The organism is Klebsiella sp. JN_Kp126 (assembly GCF_033843325.1).
In the GTDB taxonomy this organism is placed as follows: domain Bacteria; phylum Pseudomonadota; class Gammaproteobacteria; order Enterobacterales; family Enterobacteriaceae; genus Klebsiella; species Klebsiella michiganensis.
The window spans coordinates 49,850-65,057 of sequence record NZ_JAWXQV010000094.1 but is presented as its reverse complement, the minus strand read 5'-3'; the positions used below and the strand labels follow the sequence as shown (position 1 = coordinate 65,057).

At 59.1% G+C, this 15,208-nt stretch carries 13 protein-coding genes; 6 read left to right on the top strand and 7 right to left on the bottom strand.

Annotated elements, in window-relative coordinates; translation table 11 throughout:
* Positions 1-15 precede the first annotated feature (15 nt).
* Positions 16-1,398 carry an amino acid permease gene (locus tag SIK97_RS26420; protein WP_004849033.1) on the top strand — a complete coding sequence of 461 codons (1,383 nt, stop codon included), beginning with the start codon at positions 16-18 and terminating at the stop codon, positions 1,396-1,398.
* A 99-nt stretch (positions 1,399-1,497) separates the two neighbouring features.
* On the opposite strand, the gene SIK97_RS26415 is transcribed toward SIK97_RS26420, so the two are convergent.
* Positions 1,498-1,974, bottom strand: coding sequence for a kinase inhibitor (locus SIK97_RS26415; RefSeq protein WP_009653774.1), 477 nt, complete (start codon positions 1,972-1,974; stop codon positions 1,498-1,500).
* A gap of 69 nt (positions 1,975-2,043) precedes the next feature.
* Positions 2,044-3,333: an adenosylmethionine--8-amino-7-oxononanoate transaminase gene (bioA, locus tag SIK97_RS26410; RefSeq protein WP_032750110.1), complete on the bottom strand. Its 1,290-nt coding sequence runs from the start codon at positions 3,331-3,333 to the stop codon at positions 2,044-2,046.
* A gap of 85 nt (positions 3,334-3,418) precedes the next feature.
* Here bioA and bioB point away from each other — a divergent pair, with 85 nt between their 5' ends.
* Genes bioB through bioD form a run of 4 tightly spaced genes read left to right on the top strand, consistent with a single transcriptional unit; the run spans position 3,419 to position 7,067 of the window.
* Positions 3,419-4,459 carry a biotin synthase BioB gene (bioB, locus tag SIK97_RS26405; RefSeq protein WP_014228484.1) on the top strand — a complete coding sequence of 347 codons (1,041 nt, stop codon included), beginning with the start codon at positions 3,419-3,421 and terminating at the stop codon, positions 4,457-4,459.
* Positions 4,456-5,613: an 8-amino-7-oxononanoate synthase gene (gene bioF / locus SIK97_RS26400; protein ID WP_057173974.1), complete on the top strand. Its 1,158-nt coding sequence runs from the start codon at positions 4,456-4,458 to the stop codon at positions 5,611-5,613. Before bioB ends, bioF begins: the two co-directional genes overlap by 4 nt.
* The gene (gene bioC, locus SIK97_RS26395; protein WP_057173976.1) at positions 5,597-6,352 is read left to right on the top strand and encodes a malonyl-ACP O-methyltransferase BioC; all 756 of its coding nucleotides are present in this window, start codon (positions 5,597-5,599) and stop codon (positions 6,350-6,352) included. Before bioF ends, bioC begins: the two co-directional genes overlap by 17 nt.
* Positions 6,345-7,067: a dethiobiotin synthase gene (gene bioD, locus SIK97_RS26390; RefSeq protein WP_032748817.1), complete on the top strand. Its 723-nt coding sequence runs from the start codon at positions 6,345-6,347 to the stop codon at positions 7,065-7,067. Before bioC ends, bioD begins: the two co-directional genes overlap by 8 nt.
* Here bioD and SIK97_RS26385 read toward each other — a convergent pair.
* A complete protein-coding gene (locus SIK97_RS26385; RefSeq protein WP_014228488.1) occupies positions 7,009-7,731 on the bottom strand; it encodes an ABC transporter ATP-binding protein in 723 nt (240 codons plus the stop codon). The two genes, bioD and SIK97_RS26385, sit on opposite strands and share 59 nt — an antisense overlap.
* 711 nt (positions 7,732-8,442) lie before the next feature.
* Between SIK97_RS26385 and uvrB the strand changes: the two genes are divergently transcribed.
* Positions 8,443-10,458 (top strand): excinuclease ABC subunit UvrB, encoded by a 2,016-nt coding sequence (gene uvrB, locus SIK97_RS26380; RefSeq protein WP_057173977.1) that lies wholly within the window; start codon positions 8,443-8,445, stop codon positions 10,456-10,458.
* A gap of 300 nt (positions 10,459-10,758) precedes the next feature.
* Here the strand turns inward: uvrB and pmrB are convergent, their stop codons facing one another.
* The 4 genes from pmrB to yvcK all read right to left on the bottom strand — a co-directional run bounded on the left by pmrB (position 10,759) and on the right by yvcK (position 15,188).
* Positions 10,759-11,856 carry a two-component system sensor histidine kinase PmrB gene (gene pmrB, locus SIK97_RS26375; RefSeq protein ID WP_014228490.1) on the bottom strand — a complete coding sequence of 366 codons (1,098 nt, stop codon included), beginning with the start codon at positions 11,854-11,856 and terminating at the stop codon, positions 10,759-10,761.
* A 4-nt stretch (positions 11,857-11,860) separates the two neighbouring features.
* The gene (gene pmrA / locus SIK97_RS26370; protein WP_004849045.1) at positions 11,861-12,532 is read right to left on the bottom strand and encodes a two-component system response regulator PmrA; all 672 of its coding nucleotides are present in this window, start codon (positions 12,530-12,532) and stop codon (positions 11,861-11,863) included.
* Complete coding sequence (eptA, locus tag SIK97_RS26365) at positions 12,529-14,172, bottom strand: phosphoethanolamine transferase EptA (RefSeq protein ID WP_025108112.1); 1,644 nt, start codon at positions 14,170-14,172, stop codon at positions 12,529-12,531. The genes pmrA and eptA overlap by 4 nt, the downstream gene beginning before the upstream one ends.
* Positions 14,173-14,282: 110 nt before the next feature.
* A complete protein-coding gene (gene yvcK, locus SIK97_RS26360) occupies positions 14,283-15,188 on the bottom strand; it encodes a uridine diphosphate-N-acetylglucosamine-binding protein YvcK (protein ID WP_004849048.1) in 906 nt (301 codons plus the stop codon).
* Positions 15,189-15,208 lie beyond the last annotated feature (20 nt).

Genomic DNA, 15,208 nt, shown 5'->3' with positions numbered 1-15,208 from the left:
TCAGGACACTTGCATATGCAACAACAAAACAAGCCACACCTGCTGCGCGGGCTGAATGCCCGGCACATTCGTTTTATCGCCCTCGGCTCCGCCATCGGTACCGGGCTGTTCTACGGCTCGGCATCGGCGATCAAGGCCGCGGGCCCGGCGGTACTGCTGGCCTATCTGATCGGCGGCGCGGCGGTGTTTATCGTGATGCGGGCGCTGGGGGAAATGGCGGTACGCAACCCCGTTTCCGGCTCCTTCAGCAGCTACGCGCGCCAGTATCTTGGCCCGCTGGCGGGTTTTATTACCGGCTGGACCTACACCTTTGAGATGGTGATCGTCGCCCTCGCGGACGTTACCGCGTTCGGCATCTATATGGGGCTGTGGTATCCCGATGTTCCCCGCTGGATCTGGGTGCTGAGCATTATCTTTTTTATCGGCGCCATGAACCTGTGCAGCGTGCGCGTTTTCGGCGAGATGGAGTTCTGGCTGTCGCTGATCAAAGTGGTGGCGATTATTGCCATGATTGTGGCGGGCGGCAGCATCATTTTCTTTGGATTCGGTAACGCCTTTCCGGCAACCGGGCTGGAGAATTTGTGGAGCCACGGCGGCTTTGCCCCTAACGGCTGGGAGGGGATTATCGCCTCGCTCGGTATCGTGATGTTTGCCTTTGGCGGCGTCGAGATTATCGGCGTGACCGCGGCGGAAGCGAAGAATCCGCAGAAGGTGATCCCGCAGGCGATCAATACTATCCCGCTGCGAATCGTGCTGTTCTATGTCTGCACCCTGGCGATTCTGATGGCGATTTTCCCGTGGAACAGCTTCGGCGAGCGGGGCAGTCCGTTCGTGCTGATTTTTGATGGTCTGGGGATTCCGGCGGCGGCCACCATCCTGAATATCATCGTGATCAGCGCCAGTATTTCGGCGATTAACAGCGATATTTTTGGCGCGGGGCGCATGATGTACGGCATGGCGAAAGAGGGGCTGGCGCCGAAGAGCTTCCAGCGCATCGCCAGCAACGGGGTGCCGTGGATGACGGTGGTGGTGATGGGCGTGGCGCTGCTGGCGGCGGTGGTGCTGAACTACCTGATGCCGGAGCAGGTGTTTGTGCTGATTGCCTCGCTGGCGGCCTTCGCGACGGTGTGGGTCTGGCTGATGATCCTGCTGGCCCACTTTGCGATGCGTCGCGGCCTGTCCGCTGAAGAGCGCGGCAATATCGCGTTCCCGGTGCCGTTCTGGCCGGTTGCGCCGCTGCTGACGCTGCTGTTTATGGGACTGGTCATCGCGGTGCTGGGGATGGTGGAGGAGACGCGGATTGCGCTTATCGCCGGTCTGGTATGGCTCGGGCTGCTGACGGCGGTGTGGTTTGCGCGGGTGCGCAAAAACGCCGTGCAGGCGGTGACGGAGTCGTGATTGTTTTGGTTTACCCGGGTTGCGGCTGACGCCTTACCCGGGCTACCTAATCGCACTCACCTGTAGCCCGGATAAGGCGTTTACGCCGCCATCCGGGGATTAGCTAAACAGGGCGGTAATCGACGCGCTGCCGAGGCTGTGGAAATGGACGTTAAAGCCGACCATCGCGCCGCTCGCGCCCTCATCGACCGCAATTTTTTCGACGTCCAGCGCGTGGACGGTAAAGATATAGCGATGGGTCTCGCCTTTTGGCGGCGCCGCGCCGCCGTATCCGGCCTGGCCAAAATCGGTACGGGTCTGAATCGCCTCTTCGGGCAGTTCCGCCTGTCCGGAGCCGGCTCCCTGCGGTAACACGCGGGTATCGGCCGGAAGATTGGCCACCAGCCAGTGCCACCAGCCGGAGCCGGTGGGCGCATCGGGATCGAAGCAGGTCACCACAAAGCTTTTGGTTCCGGCCGGGACATCGTCCCACGCCAGATGCGGCGAGATATTATCGCCATCGTAGCCCATGCCGTTAAAGACATGACGATTGGGCAGCTTCTCACCATCCTGTAAATCATGACTGATTAATTTCATCGTCTCTCCTCGTAGTCATCCGCTGATTAGCCAGAAAGTGTAGCGCGAGAGAGGCGCCATTACCGTCGCTTATTCGCTAAAAAATGTTTCTTCCTGAACCGCGGCGTTTACCGCCCGCGTCAGGCGACTCAGCTGCTCCGGCGTAATGATGTACGGCGGCATCAGGTAAATCAGGCGACCGAACGGGCGGATCCACACGCCTTGTTCGACGAAAAAGCGCTGCAGGGCGGCCATATTCACCGGCCGATGCGTCTCGATCACGCCAATCGCTCCCAGCACCCGCACATCGGCAACCTGCGCGGATTCGCACGCCGGCGCCAGTTCGGCGCTGAGCTGCGCTTCAATGGCTGCCACCTGCTGCTGCCATTCGCCGCTTTCCAGCAGGCGCAGGCTCTCGGTCGCCGCCGCGCAGGCCAGCGGGTTGCCCATAAAGGTCGGGCCGTGCATAAAGCAGCCGGCTTCCCCGTCGCTGATAGTTTCTGCCACCTGACGGGTGGTGAGGGTGGCGGAGAGGGTCATGGTGCCGCCGGTCAGCGCTTTGCCGAGGCACAGAATATCCGCCGCAATCCCCGCGTGCTCGCAGGCGAACAGCTTACCGGTTCGACCAAAGCCGGTGGCGATCTCATCGGCGATCAGCAGGATGCCCTCGCGATCGCACATCCTGCGGATCCGCCTGAGCCACTCGGGGTGGTACATCCGCATTCCGCCCGCGCCCTGAACAATCGGCTCGAGGATCACCGCGGCGATTTCATGGCGGTGGGCGGCCATCAGACGGGCGAACGGTACCATATCCCGCTCATCCCAGTCGCCGTCGAAGCGGCTCTGCGGCGCCGGGGCGAAGAGGTTATCCGGCAGATAGCCCTGCCACAGGCTGTGCATTGAGTTCGTCGGATCGCAGACCGACATCGCGCCGAAGGTATCGCCGTGATAGCCGTTGCGGAAGGTGAGAAAGCGCTGGCGCGGGTCACCCTTCGCCTGCCAGTACTGCAGCGCCATTTTCATCGCCACTTCGACGGCGACGGAGCCGGAATCGGCGAGGAACACGCATTCGAGGCTTTCCGGGGTCATCGCCACCAGCTGGCGGCACAGGGCGACCGCGGAAGGGTGGGTAATCCCACCGAACATGACGTGCGACATCTGGTCAATCTGCGCTTTCATCGCCGCGTTCAGGCGCGGGTGATTATAGCCATGAATGGCCGCCCACCAGGACGACATGCCGTCAACCAGCTGCCCGCCGTCGGCGAGGGTCAGCTCACAGCCGTGGGCGGCCACGACCGGATAGACCGGCAGCGGCGAAGTCATTGAAGTGTAAGGGTGCCAGATGTGGCGCCGATCGAAAGCGAGATCGTCCGTTGTCATAATCGACTTGTAAACCATTTTGAAAACATTTAGGTTTACGAGTATAAACCGAACCAACAATTAACAAAACCCTTTGGAGAGGCTAATGGCTCACCACCCCCGCTGGACAATGTCGCAAGTTACTGAGTTATTTAATAAACCCTTTCTGGATCTGCTGTTTGAAGCGCAACAGATCCATCGCCAGCACTTCGACCCGCGCCAGGTTCAGGTCAGCACGCTGCTGTCGATTAAGACCGGCGCCTGCCCGGAAGACTGCAAATACTGCCCGCAAAGCGCGCGCTATAAAACCGGTCTGGAATCCGAACGCCTGATGGAGGTTGAACAGGTGCTTGAGTCGGCGCGACAGGCGAAACAAGCCGGTTCAACCCGCTTCTGTATGGGGGCGGCGTGGAAGAATCCGAACGATCGCGATATGCCGTATCTTGAGCAGATGGTGAAAGGGGTAAAAGCGCTGGGGCTGGAAGCGTGCATGACCCTTGGCACGCTCAACGATAGCCAGGCCCAGCGTCTGGCCGGCGCCGGTCTGGATTACTACAACCACAACCTCGATACCTCGCCGGAATTCTACGGCAATATCATCACCACCCGCACCTACCAGGAGCGCCTCGATACCCTCGATAAAGTGCGCGATGCCGGAATTAAAGTGTGCTCCGGCGGTATTGTCGGGCTGGGGGAAACGGTCAAAGACCGCGCCGGGCTGCTGCTACAGCTGGCCAATCTGCCGACGCCGCCGGAAAGCGTGCCGATTAACATGCTGGTGAAGGTCAAAGGCACGCCGCTGGCGGATAACGACGACGTGGACGCCTTTGATTTTATTCGTACTATCGCCATCGCGCGCATCATGATGCCGACCTCGCACGTGCGCCTCTCCGCCGGTCGTGAACAGATGAACGAACAGACCCAGGCAATGTGCTTTATGGCCGGGGCGAACTCGATTTTCTACGGCTGCAAGCTGCTGACCACGCCAAACCCGGAAGAGGACAAAGACCTGCAGCTGTTCCGCAAGCTGGGGATTAATCCGCAGCAGACCGAGGTACTGGAAGGCGATAACGCCCAGCAGCAGCGGCTGGAGCAGGCGTTGATGAACCCGGATACCGAGGAATATTACAACGCGGCGGCGCTATGAGCTGGCAGCACCGCATCGAGCTGGCGCTGGCGGAACGGCAGGCGGCGGATGCCTTGCGCAGTCGCCTGCCGGTGACGCTGGGCGCAGGACGCTGGCTCAGCCGCGAAGGGCGGCGCTGGCTCAATTTTTCCAGCAACGATTATCTTGGCCTCAGCCAGCATCCGGCTATCGTCAAGGCCTGGCAGCAGGGTGCGGACCGCTACGGCGTCGGCAGCGGCGGCTCCGGCCACGTCAGCGGCTATAGCGAGGCGCACCGCGCGCTGGAGGAGCAGCTGGCCGGCTGGCTGGGCTATCCGCGCGCGCTGCTGTTTATTTCCGGCTTTGCCGCGAATCAGGCGGTGATTGCCGCGCTGGCGGGCAAAGAGGATCGGATTGTCGCCGACCGTCTCAGCCACGCTTCGCTGCTGGAAGCCGCCAGCCTTAGCCCGGCGCAGCTGCGGCGTTTTCAGCACAACGACAGCCGCCATCTTGACGATTTGCTGGCGAAACCGCTATCCGGCCAGCAGCTGGTGGTGACCGAAGGCATTTTTAGCATGGACGGCGATAGCGCGCCGCTGGCTGAGGTTTCTCAGGCGGCGCGGGCGGCCGGCGCGCTTCTGCTGGTTGACGACGCGCACGGTATCGGCGCGCTCGGCGAAGAGGGGCGCGGCAGCTGCTACGCGCAGCAGGTACGCCCGGATCTGCTTATCGTCACCTTCGGTAAAGCGTTTGGCGTCAGCGGCGCGGCGGTGCTGTGCAGCGAGGCGCTGGCGGATTATCTGCTGCAGTTTGCCCGCCATCTGATTTACAGCACCGCCATGCCGCCGGCGCAGGCGGTGGCGCTGAGCGCCGCGCTGGCCGTGATTCGCAGCGACGAGGGTCAGCAGCGGCGGGAAACGCTGGCCGGCCATATCGCCGACTTTCGCCGGGGAATGTCCCACTATCCCGGGGAGCTCACTGATTCCGGCAGCGCGATCCAACCGCTGATCGTCGGCGACAACGCCCGCGCGCTGCGGCTGGCGGCGCGTCTGCGTGAGGAAGGCTGCTGGGCGACGGCCATTCGCCCGCCGACGGTCCCCGTCGGCAGCGCGCGGCTGCGCCTGACGCTGACCGCCGCGCACGAGTCTGCCGATATCGCCCGCCTGCTGGAGGTGCTGCATGACGGCGGTGAATAAGCGCGCCGTCGCGGCGGCGTTTGGCCGCGCGGCGGGACATTACGCTCAGCACGACGAATTACAGCGCCTTAGCGCCTCGCTGCTGCTGGAACAGCTCGATATCAAGACTTTTCCTGAGGTGCTGGACGCGGGCTGCGGCCCCGGCAGCATAAGCCGCTTCTGGCGCGATGCAGGGAGCCGGGTGACGGCGCTGGATCTTTCCGTCGACATGCTGGCGGAGGCCCGCCGCGGAAACTGCGCGCACCGCTACGTCGAGGGCGACATCGAAGCGCTGCCGCTGGCGGACGGCTGCGTTGATCTGGCGTGGAGCAACCTTGCGGTTCAGTGGTGCGACAATCTCGCGACCGCCATTGATGAGCTGTCCCGGGTCGTGCGGCCCGGCGGCCGCGTGGCGTTTAGTACGCTGCTGTCAGGTTCGTTACCTGAGCTCAATCAGGCCTGGCGAGCCATCGATGAGCGGCCGCACGCCAACCGTTTTCTCAGCGAGCAGGCGGTGCGTCAGGCGCTGGCCGGTCGCCGCGTCAGCGGCCACGTCCACGCCATCACGCTGCCGTTTCCCGACGCGCTTGGCGCGATGCGCTCGCTTAAAGGCATTGGCGCGACCCATCTGCACCACGGACGCAGCCCTGCGCCGCTCAGCCGCGGCAAGCTGCGGCAGCTCCAGCTCGCCTGGCCACAGCAGCAGGGCCAGTGCCCGCTGACGTATCATCTTTTTACAGGAGTTATCGAACGTGACTAAACGTTTCTTCGTTACCGGCACCGACACCGAGGTGGGGAAAACCGTCGCCAGCTGCGCGCTGCTGCAGGCGGCCAATCGCGAGGGATTTAAAAGCGCTGGCTACAAACCGGTGGCTTCCGGCAGCGACTATACGGCCCAGGGATTACGTAATGAGGATGCGCTGGCTTTACAGCGCAATAGCCGCGTGGCGCTGCGCTACGAGCAGGTCAATCCGTTCACCTTTGCTGAACCGACGTCACCGCATATTATCAGCGCCGATGAAGGGAGACCGATTGACGCCGCCGCGATTTCTGCTGGACTGCGCGAGCTGGAAGCGCTGTCCGACTGGCTACTGGTGGAAGGGGCGGGGGGCTGGTTTACGCCGCTGTCAGAAACGCTGACCTTTGCCGATTGGGTAGAGGAAGAGCGGCTGCCGGTGATTTTAGTGGTCGGCGTTAAGCTGGGGTGCATCAACCATGCCATGCTCACCGCTCAGGCGGTGCTGCAGGCCGGACTGCCGCTGGCGGGCTGGATAGCCAACGATATCCAACCGCCCGGCAGGCGCCACCCTGAATATCTGGCAACGCTGAAACGCGTGCTGCCCGCGCCGTTTCTTGGCGAGATCCCGTGGCTGGCGGAGGCGGCTCAGCGCGAGGATCTCGGTCAGTATCTCGACCTCAGCGCGCTGGATCGGGCGTCATCCACTTCGCCAGCAGTGGGGCATCCAGCTGGATAACGTCGCCCTGGGCTACGCTGCGTCCACAGTGCAGCAGACAGAAACGATCCGCCACCCGACGAATAAACGGCAGGTGCTGTTCGGCGATCAGCACCGTCAGGCCAATATCGCGGTTCAGGCGCATCAGTAAATCCCCGAGCTTGTGCAGGAAGCGCTGGCCGCCGCCGCGCGAAGGTTCGTCGAGGATCAGCAGGCGCGGACGGGTTATCAGCGCCCTGGCCAGCGCCAGCTGGTACTGATCGTCGGCGCTCAGGGTAATCCCTTTACTTTGGCGCAGAGCGTACAGCTCGGGGAACAGATCGTAAATCTCTCCGGCGACCGCTGACGCCGGTTCGCCGCCCGCCGCAAGGGCAATGTGCAAATTTTCCTCCACGCTCAGCTGCGAAAAAATCCGTTTATCCTGCGGTACATAGCCAATGCCGATGGCGCTGCGCGACTGCGCGGAGAGCGGCATCAGGTCATAGGGTGCCGATCCTCCGTCCTGCCAGGTGATAGTGCCGCTGGCCACCGGCAGATGACCGGTAATACAGTTGACGAGCGTGGTTTTCCCCATTCCCTGGCGCCCCATGACGCAAGTGCATTTACCGGGTTTGAGCTCAAGGTCAACATTCCACAGCGTGTGCTGGCTTCCGTAATAGTGGTTCACGGCGCGTAGACTCAACATAGACGTTTTCTCCTTTCCTGGGATAGCAGGCGACGAGAAGATTCTGCAAATCTCTTGCCAGGAAAAAGAACTCTCGGTATTTGCTGGTCAATACAGGTGCGACCGGGCACAAGCGGACCGACCTTGCACTTTCCCGGTGCCCGTGCGCTGAAATGTGGTGCAAAAAATAACAAAAAATCTAGCCACTCTTCGCCAATAAACAGCAAAAAAAATTCAATTAATTTTTTTCGCGGCGGGTTTGGCCGGGGCGACGGGTTTTGTTCGGGTGGCTCGGGTCATGGGCTGCAGACAGTTATCCACTATTCCTGTGGATAACCTTGTGTATTAGAGTTAGAAAACTTGCGGTAAGCTAGAGAGTACGCGGCCTGCGGCCGAATTGGCGCGAAACCCGTCTTTTATTAAATTCTATTAAATATCAATTATTTAAATAAAATCAATGCCTGTAAGAAAAGTGTCACCGACTGCCATAAAACATTCATCCCCTCGCTTGACAAATGTTAAATGGCCATACTTTTTGGGGATAACCCTGAGGCGTGGTCGATTATCCCGTAAAGCGGTTTTTATTCGTCCATGTTGGCGGTAAAAAGCGCTAATTAGTCCGACTACGATAATATGATACTGTTTTTATATCCAGTATTTTTTATTGGCAAAAGCTGAGCCGGCGAGTAGAATTAAACACCTGCCGTTCAACCCTTCTTCAGGTTCTGATTGATGAGTAAACCGTTCAAGCTGCATTCTGCTTTCCGTCCCTCCGGCGATCAGCCGGAAGCCATTCGTCGCCTGGAAGAGGGGCTGGAAGATGGCCTGGCGCATCAAACCCTGCTCGGGGTTACCGGCTCAGGTAAAACGTTTACCATCGCCAACGTCATTGCTGACCTGCAGCGTCCGACGATGGTGCTGGCGCCAAACAAAACCCTGGCGGCGCAGCTATACGGCGAAATGAAAGAGTTCTTCCCGGAGAACGCGGTGGAGTATTTCGTCTCGTACTACGACTACTACCAGCCGGAAGCCTACGTGCCAAGCTCGGACACCTTCATCGAGAAAGATGCGTCGGTGAACGAACATATTGAACAGATGCGTCTGTCGGCGACCAAAGCGCTGCTGGAGCGTCGCGACGTGGTGGTGGTGGCCTCGGTCTCCGCTATCTACGGTCTGGGCGATCCGGATCTGTATCTGAAAATGATGCTGCATCTGACGGTCGGCATGATTATCGACCAGCGCGCTATTTTGCGCCGCCTGGCCGAGCTGCAGTATACCCGCAACGATCAGGCCTTCCAGCGCGGTACCTTCCGCGTGCGCGGCGAGGTGATTGATATCTTCCCGGCGGAGTCTGACGATATCGCGCTGCGCGTTGAGCTGTTCGATGAGGAAGTTGAGCGCCTGTCGCTGTTCGATCCGCTGACCGGTCATATTGAGTCGACGATCCCGCGCTTCACCGTTTATCCCAAAACCCACTACGTCACCCCGCGCGAGCGCATCGTCCAGGCGATGAAAGAGATTAAAGTTGAACTGTCGGAGCGGCGTAAGGGACTGCTGGAGAACAACAAGCTGCTGGAAGAGCAGCGTCTGAGCCAGCGTACGCAGTTCGACCTCGAAATGATGAACGAGCTGGGCTACTGCTCGGGGATTGAAAACTACTCGCGCTATCTGTCGGGCCGTGGGCCGGGCGAACCGCCGCCGACGCTGTTTGACTACCTGCCGGCCGATGGTCTGCTGGTCATCGATGAGTCCCACGTCACGATCCCGCAGATCGGCGGTATGTACCGCGGGGACCGGGCGCGCAAAGAGACGCTGGTGGAGTACGGTTTCCGCCTGCCGTCGGCGCTCGATAACCGTCCGCTCAAGTTTGAAGAGTTTGAGGCCCTGGCGCCGCAAACCATCTATGTTTCGGCGACGCCGGGAGCCTATGAGCTGGATAAATCCGGCGACGAGGTGGTGGACCAGGTCGTCCGTCCTACGGGGCTGCTGGATCCGGTCATCGAAGTGCGTCCGGTAGGCACCCAGGTCGACGATCTGCTCTCGGAGATTCGCATCCGCACCGCGATCAACGAGCGCGTGCTGGTCACGACGCTGACCAAACGCATGGCGGAAGATTTAACCGAATATCTGGAAGAGCACGGCGAGCGGGTGCGCTACCTGCACTCGGACATCGACACCGTGGAGCGCATGGAGATTATCCGCGACCTGCGCCTCGGCGAGTTTGACGTGCTGGTGGGGATCAACCTGCTGCGTGAAGGTTTGGATATGCCGGAAGTTTCGCTGGTGGCGATCCTGGATGCCGATAAAGAAGGCTTCCTGCGCTCTGAACGCTCGCTGATTCAGACCATTGGCCGCGCGGCGCGAAATATCAACGGCAAAGCGATTCTCTACGGCGATAAAATCACCCCGTCGATGGCGAAAGCGATCGGGGAAACCGAGCGCCGCCGCGAGAAGCAGCAGGCGTACAACGAAGAGCACGGTATCGTTCCGCAGGGTCTGAATAAGAAAGTGGTCGACATTCTGGCGCTCGGTCAGAATATCGCGAAAACCAAAACCAAGGGGCGCGGCAAGTCTCGCTCACCGGTTGAGGCGGATGTCGTCGCGCTAACGCCGAAGGCGCTCCAGCAGAAGATTCACGAACTGGAAGGGCAGATGATGCAGCACGCGCAGAACCTGGAGTTTGAAGAGGCGGCGCAAATTCGCGACCAGCTTCACCAGCTGCGCGAGCTGTTTATCGCCGCTTCGTAGCGGCGTTGCCAGCTAAATATCGCCCGGGCCTTACCGGGTCTTCGGGCGATGGACGGAATGTGTTTTTCGTAGGCCGGGTAAGGCGCCAGCCGCCACCCGACAGAAAAGCGGGCACATGAGCCGAAACGCTTTGGTTATTTGTTGCCCCTCTGTCGCGATTTTCCGTGATGCTTAATGTTGGCTTAATCTTGTTTGGCGAAACTATCCTCACTTTACTGAGGATAGCGCCATGCAAAAATTAACCTTCCGCGAATACCTGGCAGTCACCTGCGCGTTTGTTATCGTCGTTGCCTTTTTCCATCAGTGGGTGCTGACGTTCTGACGCGAAGCTTTAGGGAAGAGTACCCAGGCGCGAACGCCGGGCCCGGGCTGTCGGTTATGTAAAAAGAACTGCGCGTCGTGCAGCTGGGCGATGCGGGTGACGATGCTTAACCCGAGACCAATACCGCCATAGCGGCTGTCCATGCGGACGAACGCTTTGCTTAGCTCACCGCTTTTAGCCTCATCAATTCCCGGTCCTTCATCCTCAACGGCCAGAATGGGCGTTGGGCCAGGCGCTATCGACACTTTAATCGTCGACCCCGTCGGGCTATAACGATGCGCGTTTTCGACCAGGTTACGTAAAATAACCTGCACCAGCGTGGCGTCGCCCGACACGATCGCCTCTCCATCCTTGACGTTGATCGCCAGCGTCTGCTGGCGCTGCTGCAGCATAGTCTCAAGCTCGCTCTGCAGCGGTTCGATTACATCCTCTTTCAGCGCAACCTGCTGATAGCTTCCGGCGGAGAATGACTGGCCAACGCGCGCCAGCTGAAGCAGCTGGGTAATGCTATTGGTCATTTGATCGAGACGCTGAATTAGCGGGTCCACGCTAACGCCATGCACTTTCGCCAGAAGCTCCAGGTGCAGACGTAGCCCGGCCAGCGGCGTGCGCAGCTCATGGGCGACATCGGCGGTAAACAGACGCTCGCGATCGAGGGTTAAATTCAGGCGGGACACCAGCTGATTAATCGCGGTGGTCACCGCGGTGACTTCAGGAACCGATTCCTTCAGCGTGATAGGCTGGAGGTTGTCCGGGGTGCGGCTTTCCAGCTCGAGCTGCAGTCTGGAAAGCGGCTTTGTGATTTTTTTCACCGCCAGCAGGGAGATATACAGCGCCAGGCCGATAATCAGCAGGCTTGGGATCAGCAGGCTGGCTACCGCTTCGCGAACCTCATGCTCAATATGCTTCTGATTGTTATGCCCTTCAATGGCGCTGGCGACCAGCAGCTGAATCTGCTCCTGACTTTCATGCCACAGCCAGAACACGCTGATGAGCTGACAAACGGCCAGAATAGCGCCAATTGTCAGCAGCAGCCGATGACGCATAGTCCAGTTTTCACTGACAAAAAAAGCCATAGCGTTATTCGGTCTCCGCGTTATCAACCAGCATATAGCCAAAGCCACGGACGGTGCGGATGCGTGATTTGCCGACTTTATCGCGCAGATTATGGATATGCACCTCCAGCGTATTGGTGGCCGGTTCGTTGTCCCAGCTGTAAATGTCGTTGTAGAGAATTTCGCGATGCACCGGGCTGCCCGCTTTCATCATCAGGCGTGAAAGCAGAGCGTACTCTTTGGGCGTTAAATCCAGGGACTGCTCGCCGAGCCAGACCAGCCGCCGGGTGACGTTCAGGCGCAGATTGCCGACGGACAGTTCGTTATCGCCCTGATTATTGTGACGACGCAGCAGGGCGCGAATGCGCGCGTTCAACTCTTCCAGCGCAAACGGCTTAACCAGGTAGTCATCCGCGCCGGTATCCAGGCCGCTGATGCGGTCATCCACGGTATCGCGGGCGGTGAGGATCAGCACCGGCTGGCTGAACTTCTCCCGTCGCATACGCGCCAGGAAGTGCAGACCGTCTTCATCCGGCAGGCCGAGGTCGAGAACCACCAGGCTGTAGTGGTTGCTGGCCAGAGAGAGGGCGGCTTCGTGGGCGGTTGATACGCCGTCGCAAACGTAGCCCTCGCTTTGCATCGCCAGAATTAACCCTTGTAACAGGAGCGCATCGTCTTCAATGACTAAAATTTTCATCGGCCTGCCTCTCTACATGGCGTTAAAATATCGTCTGTTGCCTGGTACTCGCGGGTGCTGACCCCGAGCAGACCGAGCAGGGTGGAGAAAAGATTATCCTGCGAATACGCTTGCGTTTTCGCTTTTTGCTGCAAACACTGGCTGGACACGCCATAGCGCTGTTGATAATCCGCTGACAGCCACAGCAGCATCGGGACGTGTTTTTGCGTCTCCGGGGCGATGGACCACGGTAGCCCGTGTAAATACACCCCATCCTCGCCAAGCGACTCGCCGTGATCCGAGAGATACACCAGGCTGGTGGTAAATTTATCCTGCTTTGACTGCAGTAATTTTATCGCTTTGTCGACCACATAATCGACATACAAAATCGTATTATCGTAGGTATTGGTGAGCTGCTGCTGGGTGCAGCTCTGAATCTCGTTGGTGTCGCAGGTGGGCGTAAACTGTTTAAACTGCGCCGGATAACGATTGTAGTAGGTTGGGCCGTGGCTGCCGATAGTGTGCAGAACGATAATCCCGTCCTGCTGCAGATTATCGATATAGTTCTCCAGGTTATGGAACAGCACCTCATCGTAGCACTCGCCGTCGATGCACTGGCCGCTAAGCTTGAGATCGGTGACGTTCTGGTGCGGTACCCGGTCGCAGGCTCCTTTACAGCCGCCGTCGTTATCATTCCACTGAACCTGAATTCCCGCGCGCTGCAGGATATCCAGCACGCCTTCCTGATGGTGCGCCAGCTCTTCATCATAGTGGGCGCGCGGCATATTAGAGAACATGCACGGTACAGAAACCGCGGTCGCGGTGCCGCAGGACGTGGTGTCGGGGAAATAGATAACATTATCCTGTTTCAGGCGCGGGTTGGTCTCGCGGGCGTAGCCGTTCAGGGAAAAGTTTGCCGCCCTTGAGGTTTCGCCTAACACCACGATAGTCAGGTTTTTCCGCGGTCCGCTGCGCATCTCCGGCTTCTGAACCGCGTCTTCGCCAATTTTGACCAGCGGAAGATTATCCATCCTGTTATGCGCATACCAGGAGTTCACGGCCACAATGCTGTTTGACGGGCTCAGGGACTTAACCAGCTCTTTGTTATTGCGAAACAGCGAGGCGTAATCTTTATAGAAGAATGCCGCGACCAGAATAATCAGCAGCGCTGAAACCACGATGCTCAACAGCCTTACCGCCACGCTGCGCCACAGGGTTGCCGGTTTGCGGATTTTAACCCACCAGGCCACGACCACCGCCAGAATGCCGGAGAGTCCCAGGATCAGGACCATTTTTCCGGAGAGTAGCGCAAAGCTTTCGGCGGGAGTGGTATCGAGAATATTGGTGATCATCGCCCGATCGATAACCACGCCAAAGGTCCAGATAAAATACTGGGCCGAGGCGCTAAGCAGAATAAACAGGCTGATAACGAGGCGGTCAAGCTTAAGAAATGACGCTAGCGTGGTGATGATATTCATCACGCTGATAGCCACTATCGGCATACTGAGGAACACCAGCCAGTTATGCAGGCCGTTGACCGGCAGCAGGGTAAACGCCTGGCGATAGAAAGCGATGTTCAGCGCCAGGCCAATATAGCAGGCGAACAGAATCAAATAGACCGTACGGTTAAGCATTGGCCGACGTAAAGAAAATAACGACATAGCGAAGTCCACATAAAGAGATGTTCGCTATGCTGCCCGTTTTTTTTTAAGACAACCTTAAGATTTTAAGCCTGCCTGTTTTTGTCGCGAGGATAAGGCCGCGTTGAGGATTAGCCTAAGGCCTGAATCGCTTTATCCAGCGCGCGGCGCAACAGCTGGCGATCGTGACGATAGGGCACATCGCTGGCGTCCAGCGGCGTCTGAATGACGACCCGATCCTTAATCCCTGCGATATCGGCTTTCGGGCCGACAACCAGCGCGTCAATCACCCGTTTACCAATCTGCTGCTCCATAATGGCGACCCTGTCCGCCAGCGTCAGGCTGGCTGCCGGGCTATGCTCTTTGCCGAGGTTATCGATAAACACCATTGGCGCGGGCGTGCGGCGCAGCGCCTTCGCCATCTCATCAAGCAGCAGAATCGGCATCAGGCTGGTATAGAAGCTGCCGGGGCCAATCAGGATTAAATCGGCTTCGGCGATGGCTTCTATCGCTTCACGGGTGGTGGGCACCGGCGGGGAGAGCATAAGCTCGCGCGGCACGCTGGCAAGCTGATCGATATTCACTTCACCGTAAACTTCGTGCCCTTCATGGTCGATGGCCATAAGATCGACCGGTTGTTCCGACATCGGGATCAGAAACGCGTCGACCTTAAGAAGATTCCTGATCAAATTGATCGCTTCAAGCGGGCGCACGCTCAGGTGATCCAGCGCCTTAAGCATCAAATTGCCGAGGTTATGCCCGGAAAGCTCGCCGTTGCCGCTAAAACGGTACTCAAACATCGCCGAGGCCACGCTGGGTTCGGCGATGAGCTGATTAATACAGTTGCGCATATCGCCCCAGGCGATGCCGCCTTCCGCGCGACGAATGCGCCCCGTAGAGCCGCCGTTATCGGTCGTGGTGACGATGCCGGTGAGGCGTGAACCGAGCGAAGAGAGGGATGACATTACCCGGCCCAGCCCGTGCCCGCCGCCGAGTGCCACCACGCGATCCAGATCGGCGAAAGTGCGATTGCGCATAAAAATCCTTATCTCAAATA

Excerpts from the sequence above, each read along its gene's own strand:
- SIK97_RS26420 (WP_004849033.1), top strand. The coding sequence starts at position 16 with ATGCAACAACAAAACAAGCCACACCTGCTGCGCGGGCTGAATGCCCGG.
- SIK97_RS26415 (WP_009653774.1), bottom strand. The coding sequence starts at position 1,974 with ATGAAATTAATCAGTCATGATTTACAGGATGGTGAGAAGCTGCCCAAT.
- bioA (WP_032750110.1), bottom strand. The coding sequence starts at position 3,333 with ATGACAACGGACGATCTCGCTTTCGATCGGCGCCACATCTGGCACCCT.
- bioB (WP_014228484.1), top strand. The coding sequence starts at position 3,419 with ATGGCTCACCACCCCCGCTGGACAATGTCGCAAGTTACTGAGTTATTT.
- bioF (WP_057173974.1), top strand. The coding sequence starts at position 4,456 with ATGAGCTGGCAGCACCGCATCGAGCTGGCGCTGGCGGAACGGCAGGCG.
- bioC (WP_057173976.1), top strand. The coding sequence starts at position 5,597 with ATGACGGCGGTGAATAAGCGCGCCGTCGCGGCGGCGTTTGGCCGCGCG.
- SIK97_RS26385 (WP_014228488.1), bottom strand. The coding sequence starts at position 7,731 with ATGTTGAGTCTACGCGCCGTGAACCACTATTACGGAAGCCAGCACACG.
- uvrB (WP_057173977.1), top strand. The coding sequence starts at position 8,443 with ATGAGTAAACCGTTCAAGCTGCATTCTGCTTTCCGTCCCTCCGGCGAT.
- pmrB (WP_014228490.1), bottom strand. The coding sequence starts at position 11,856 with ATGGCTTTTTTTGTCAGTGAAAACTGGACTATGCGTCATCGGCTGCTG.
- pmrA (WP_004849045.1), bottom strand. The coding sequence starts at position 12,532 with ATGAAAATTTTAGTCATTGAAGACGATGCGCTCCTGTTACAAGGGTTA.
- eptA (WP_025108112.1), bottom strand. The coding sequence starts at position 14,172 with ATGTCGTTATTTTCTTTACGTCGGCCAATGCTTAACCGTACGGTCTAT.
- yvcK (WP_004849048.1), bottom strand. The coding sequence starts at position 15,188 with ATGCGCAATCGCACTTTCGCCGATCTGGATCGCGTGGTGGCACTCGGC.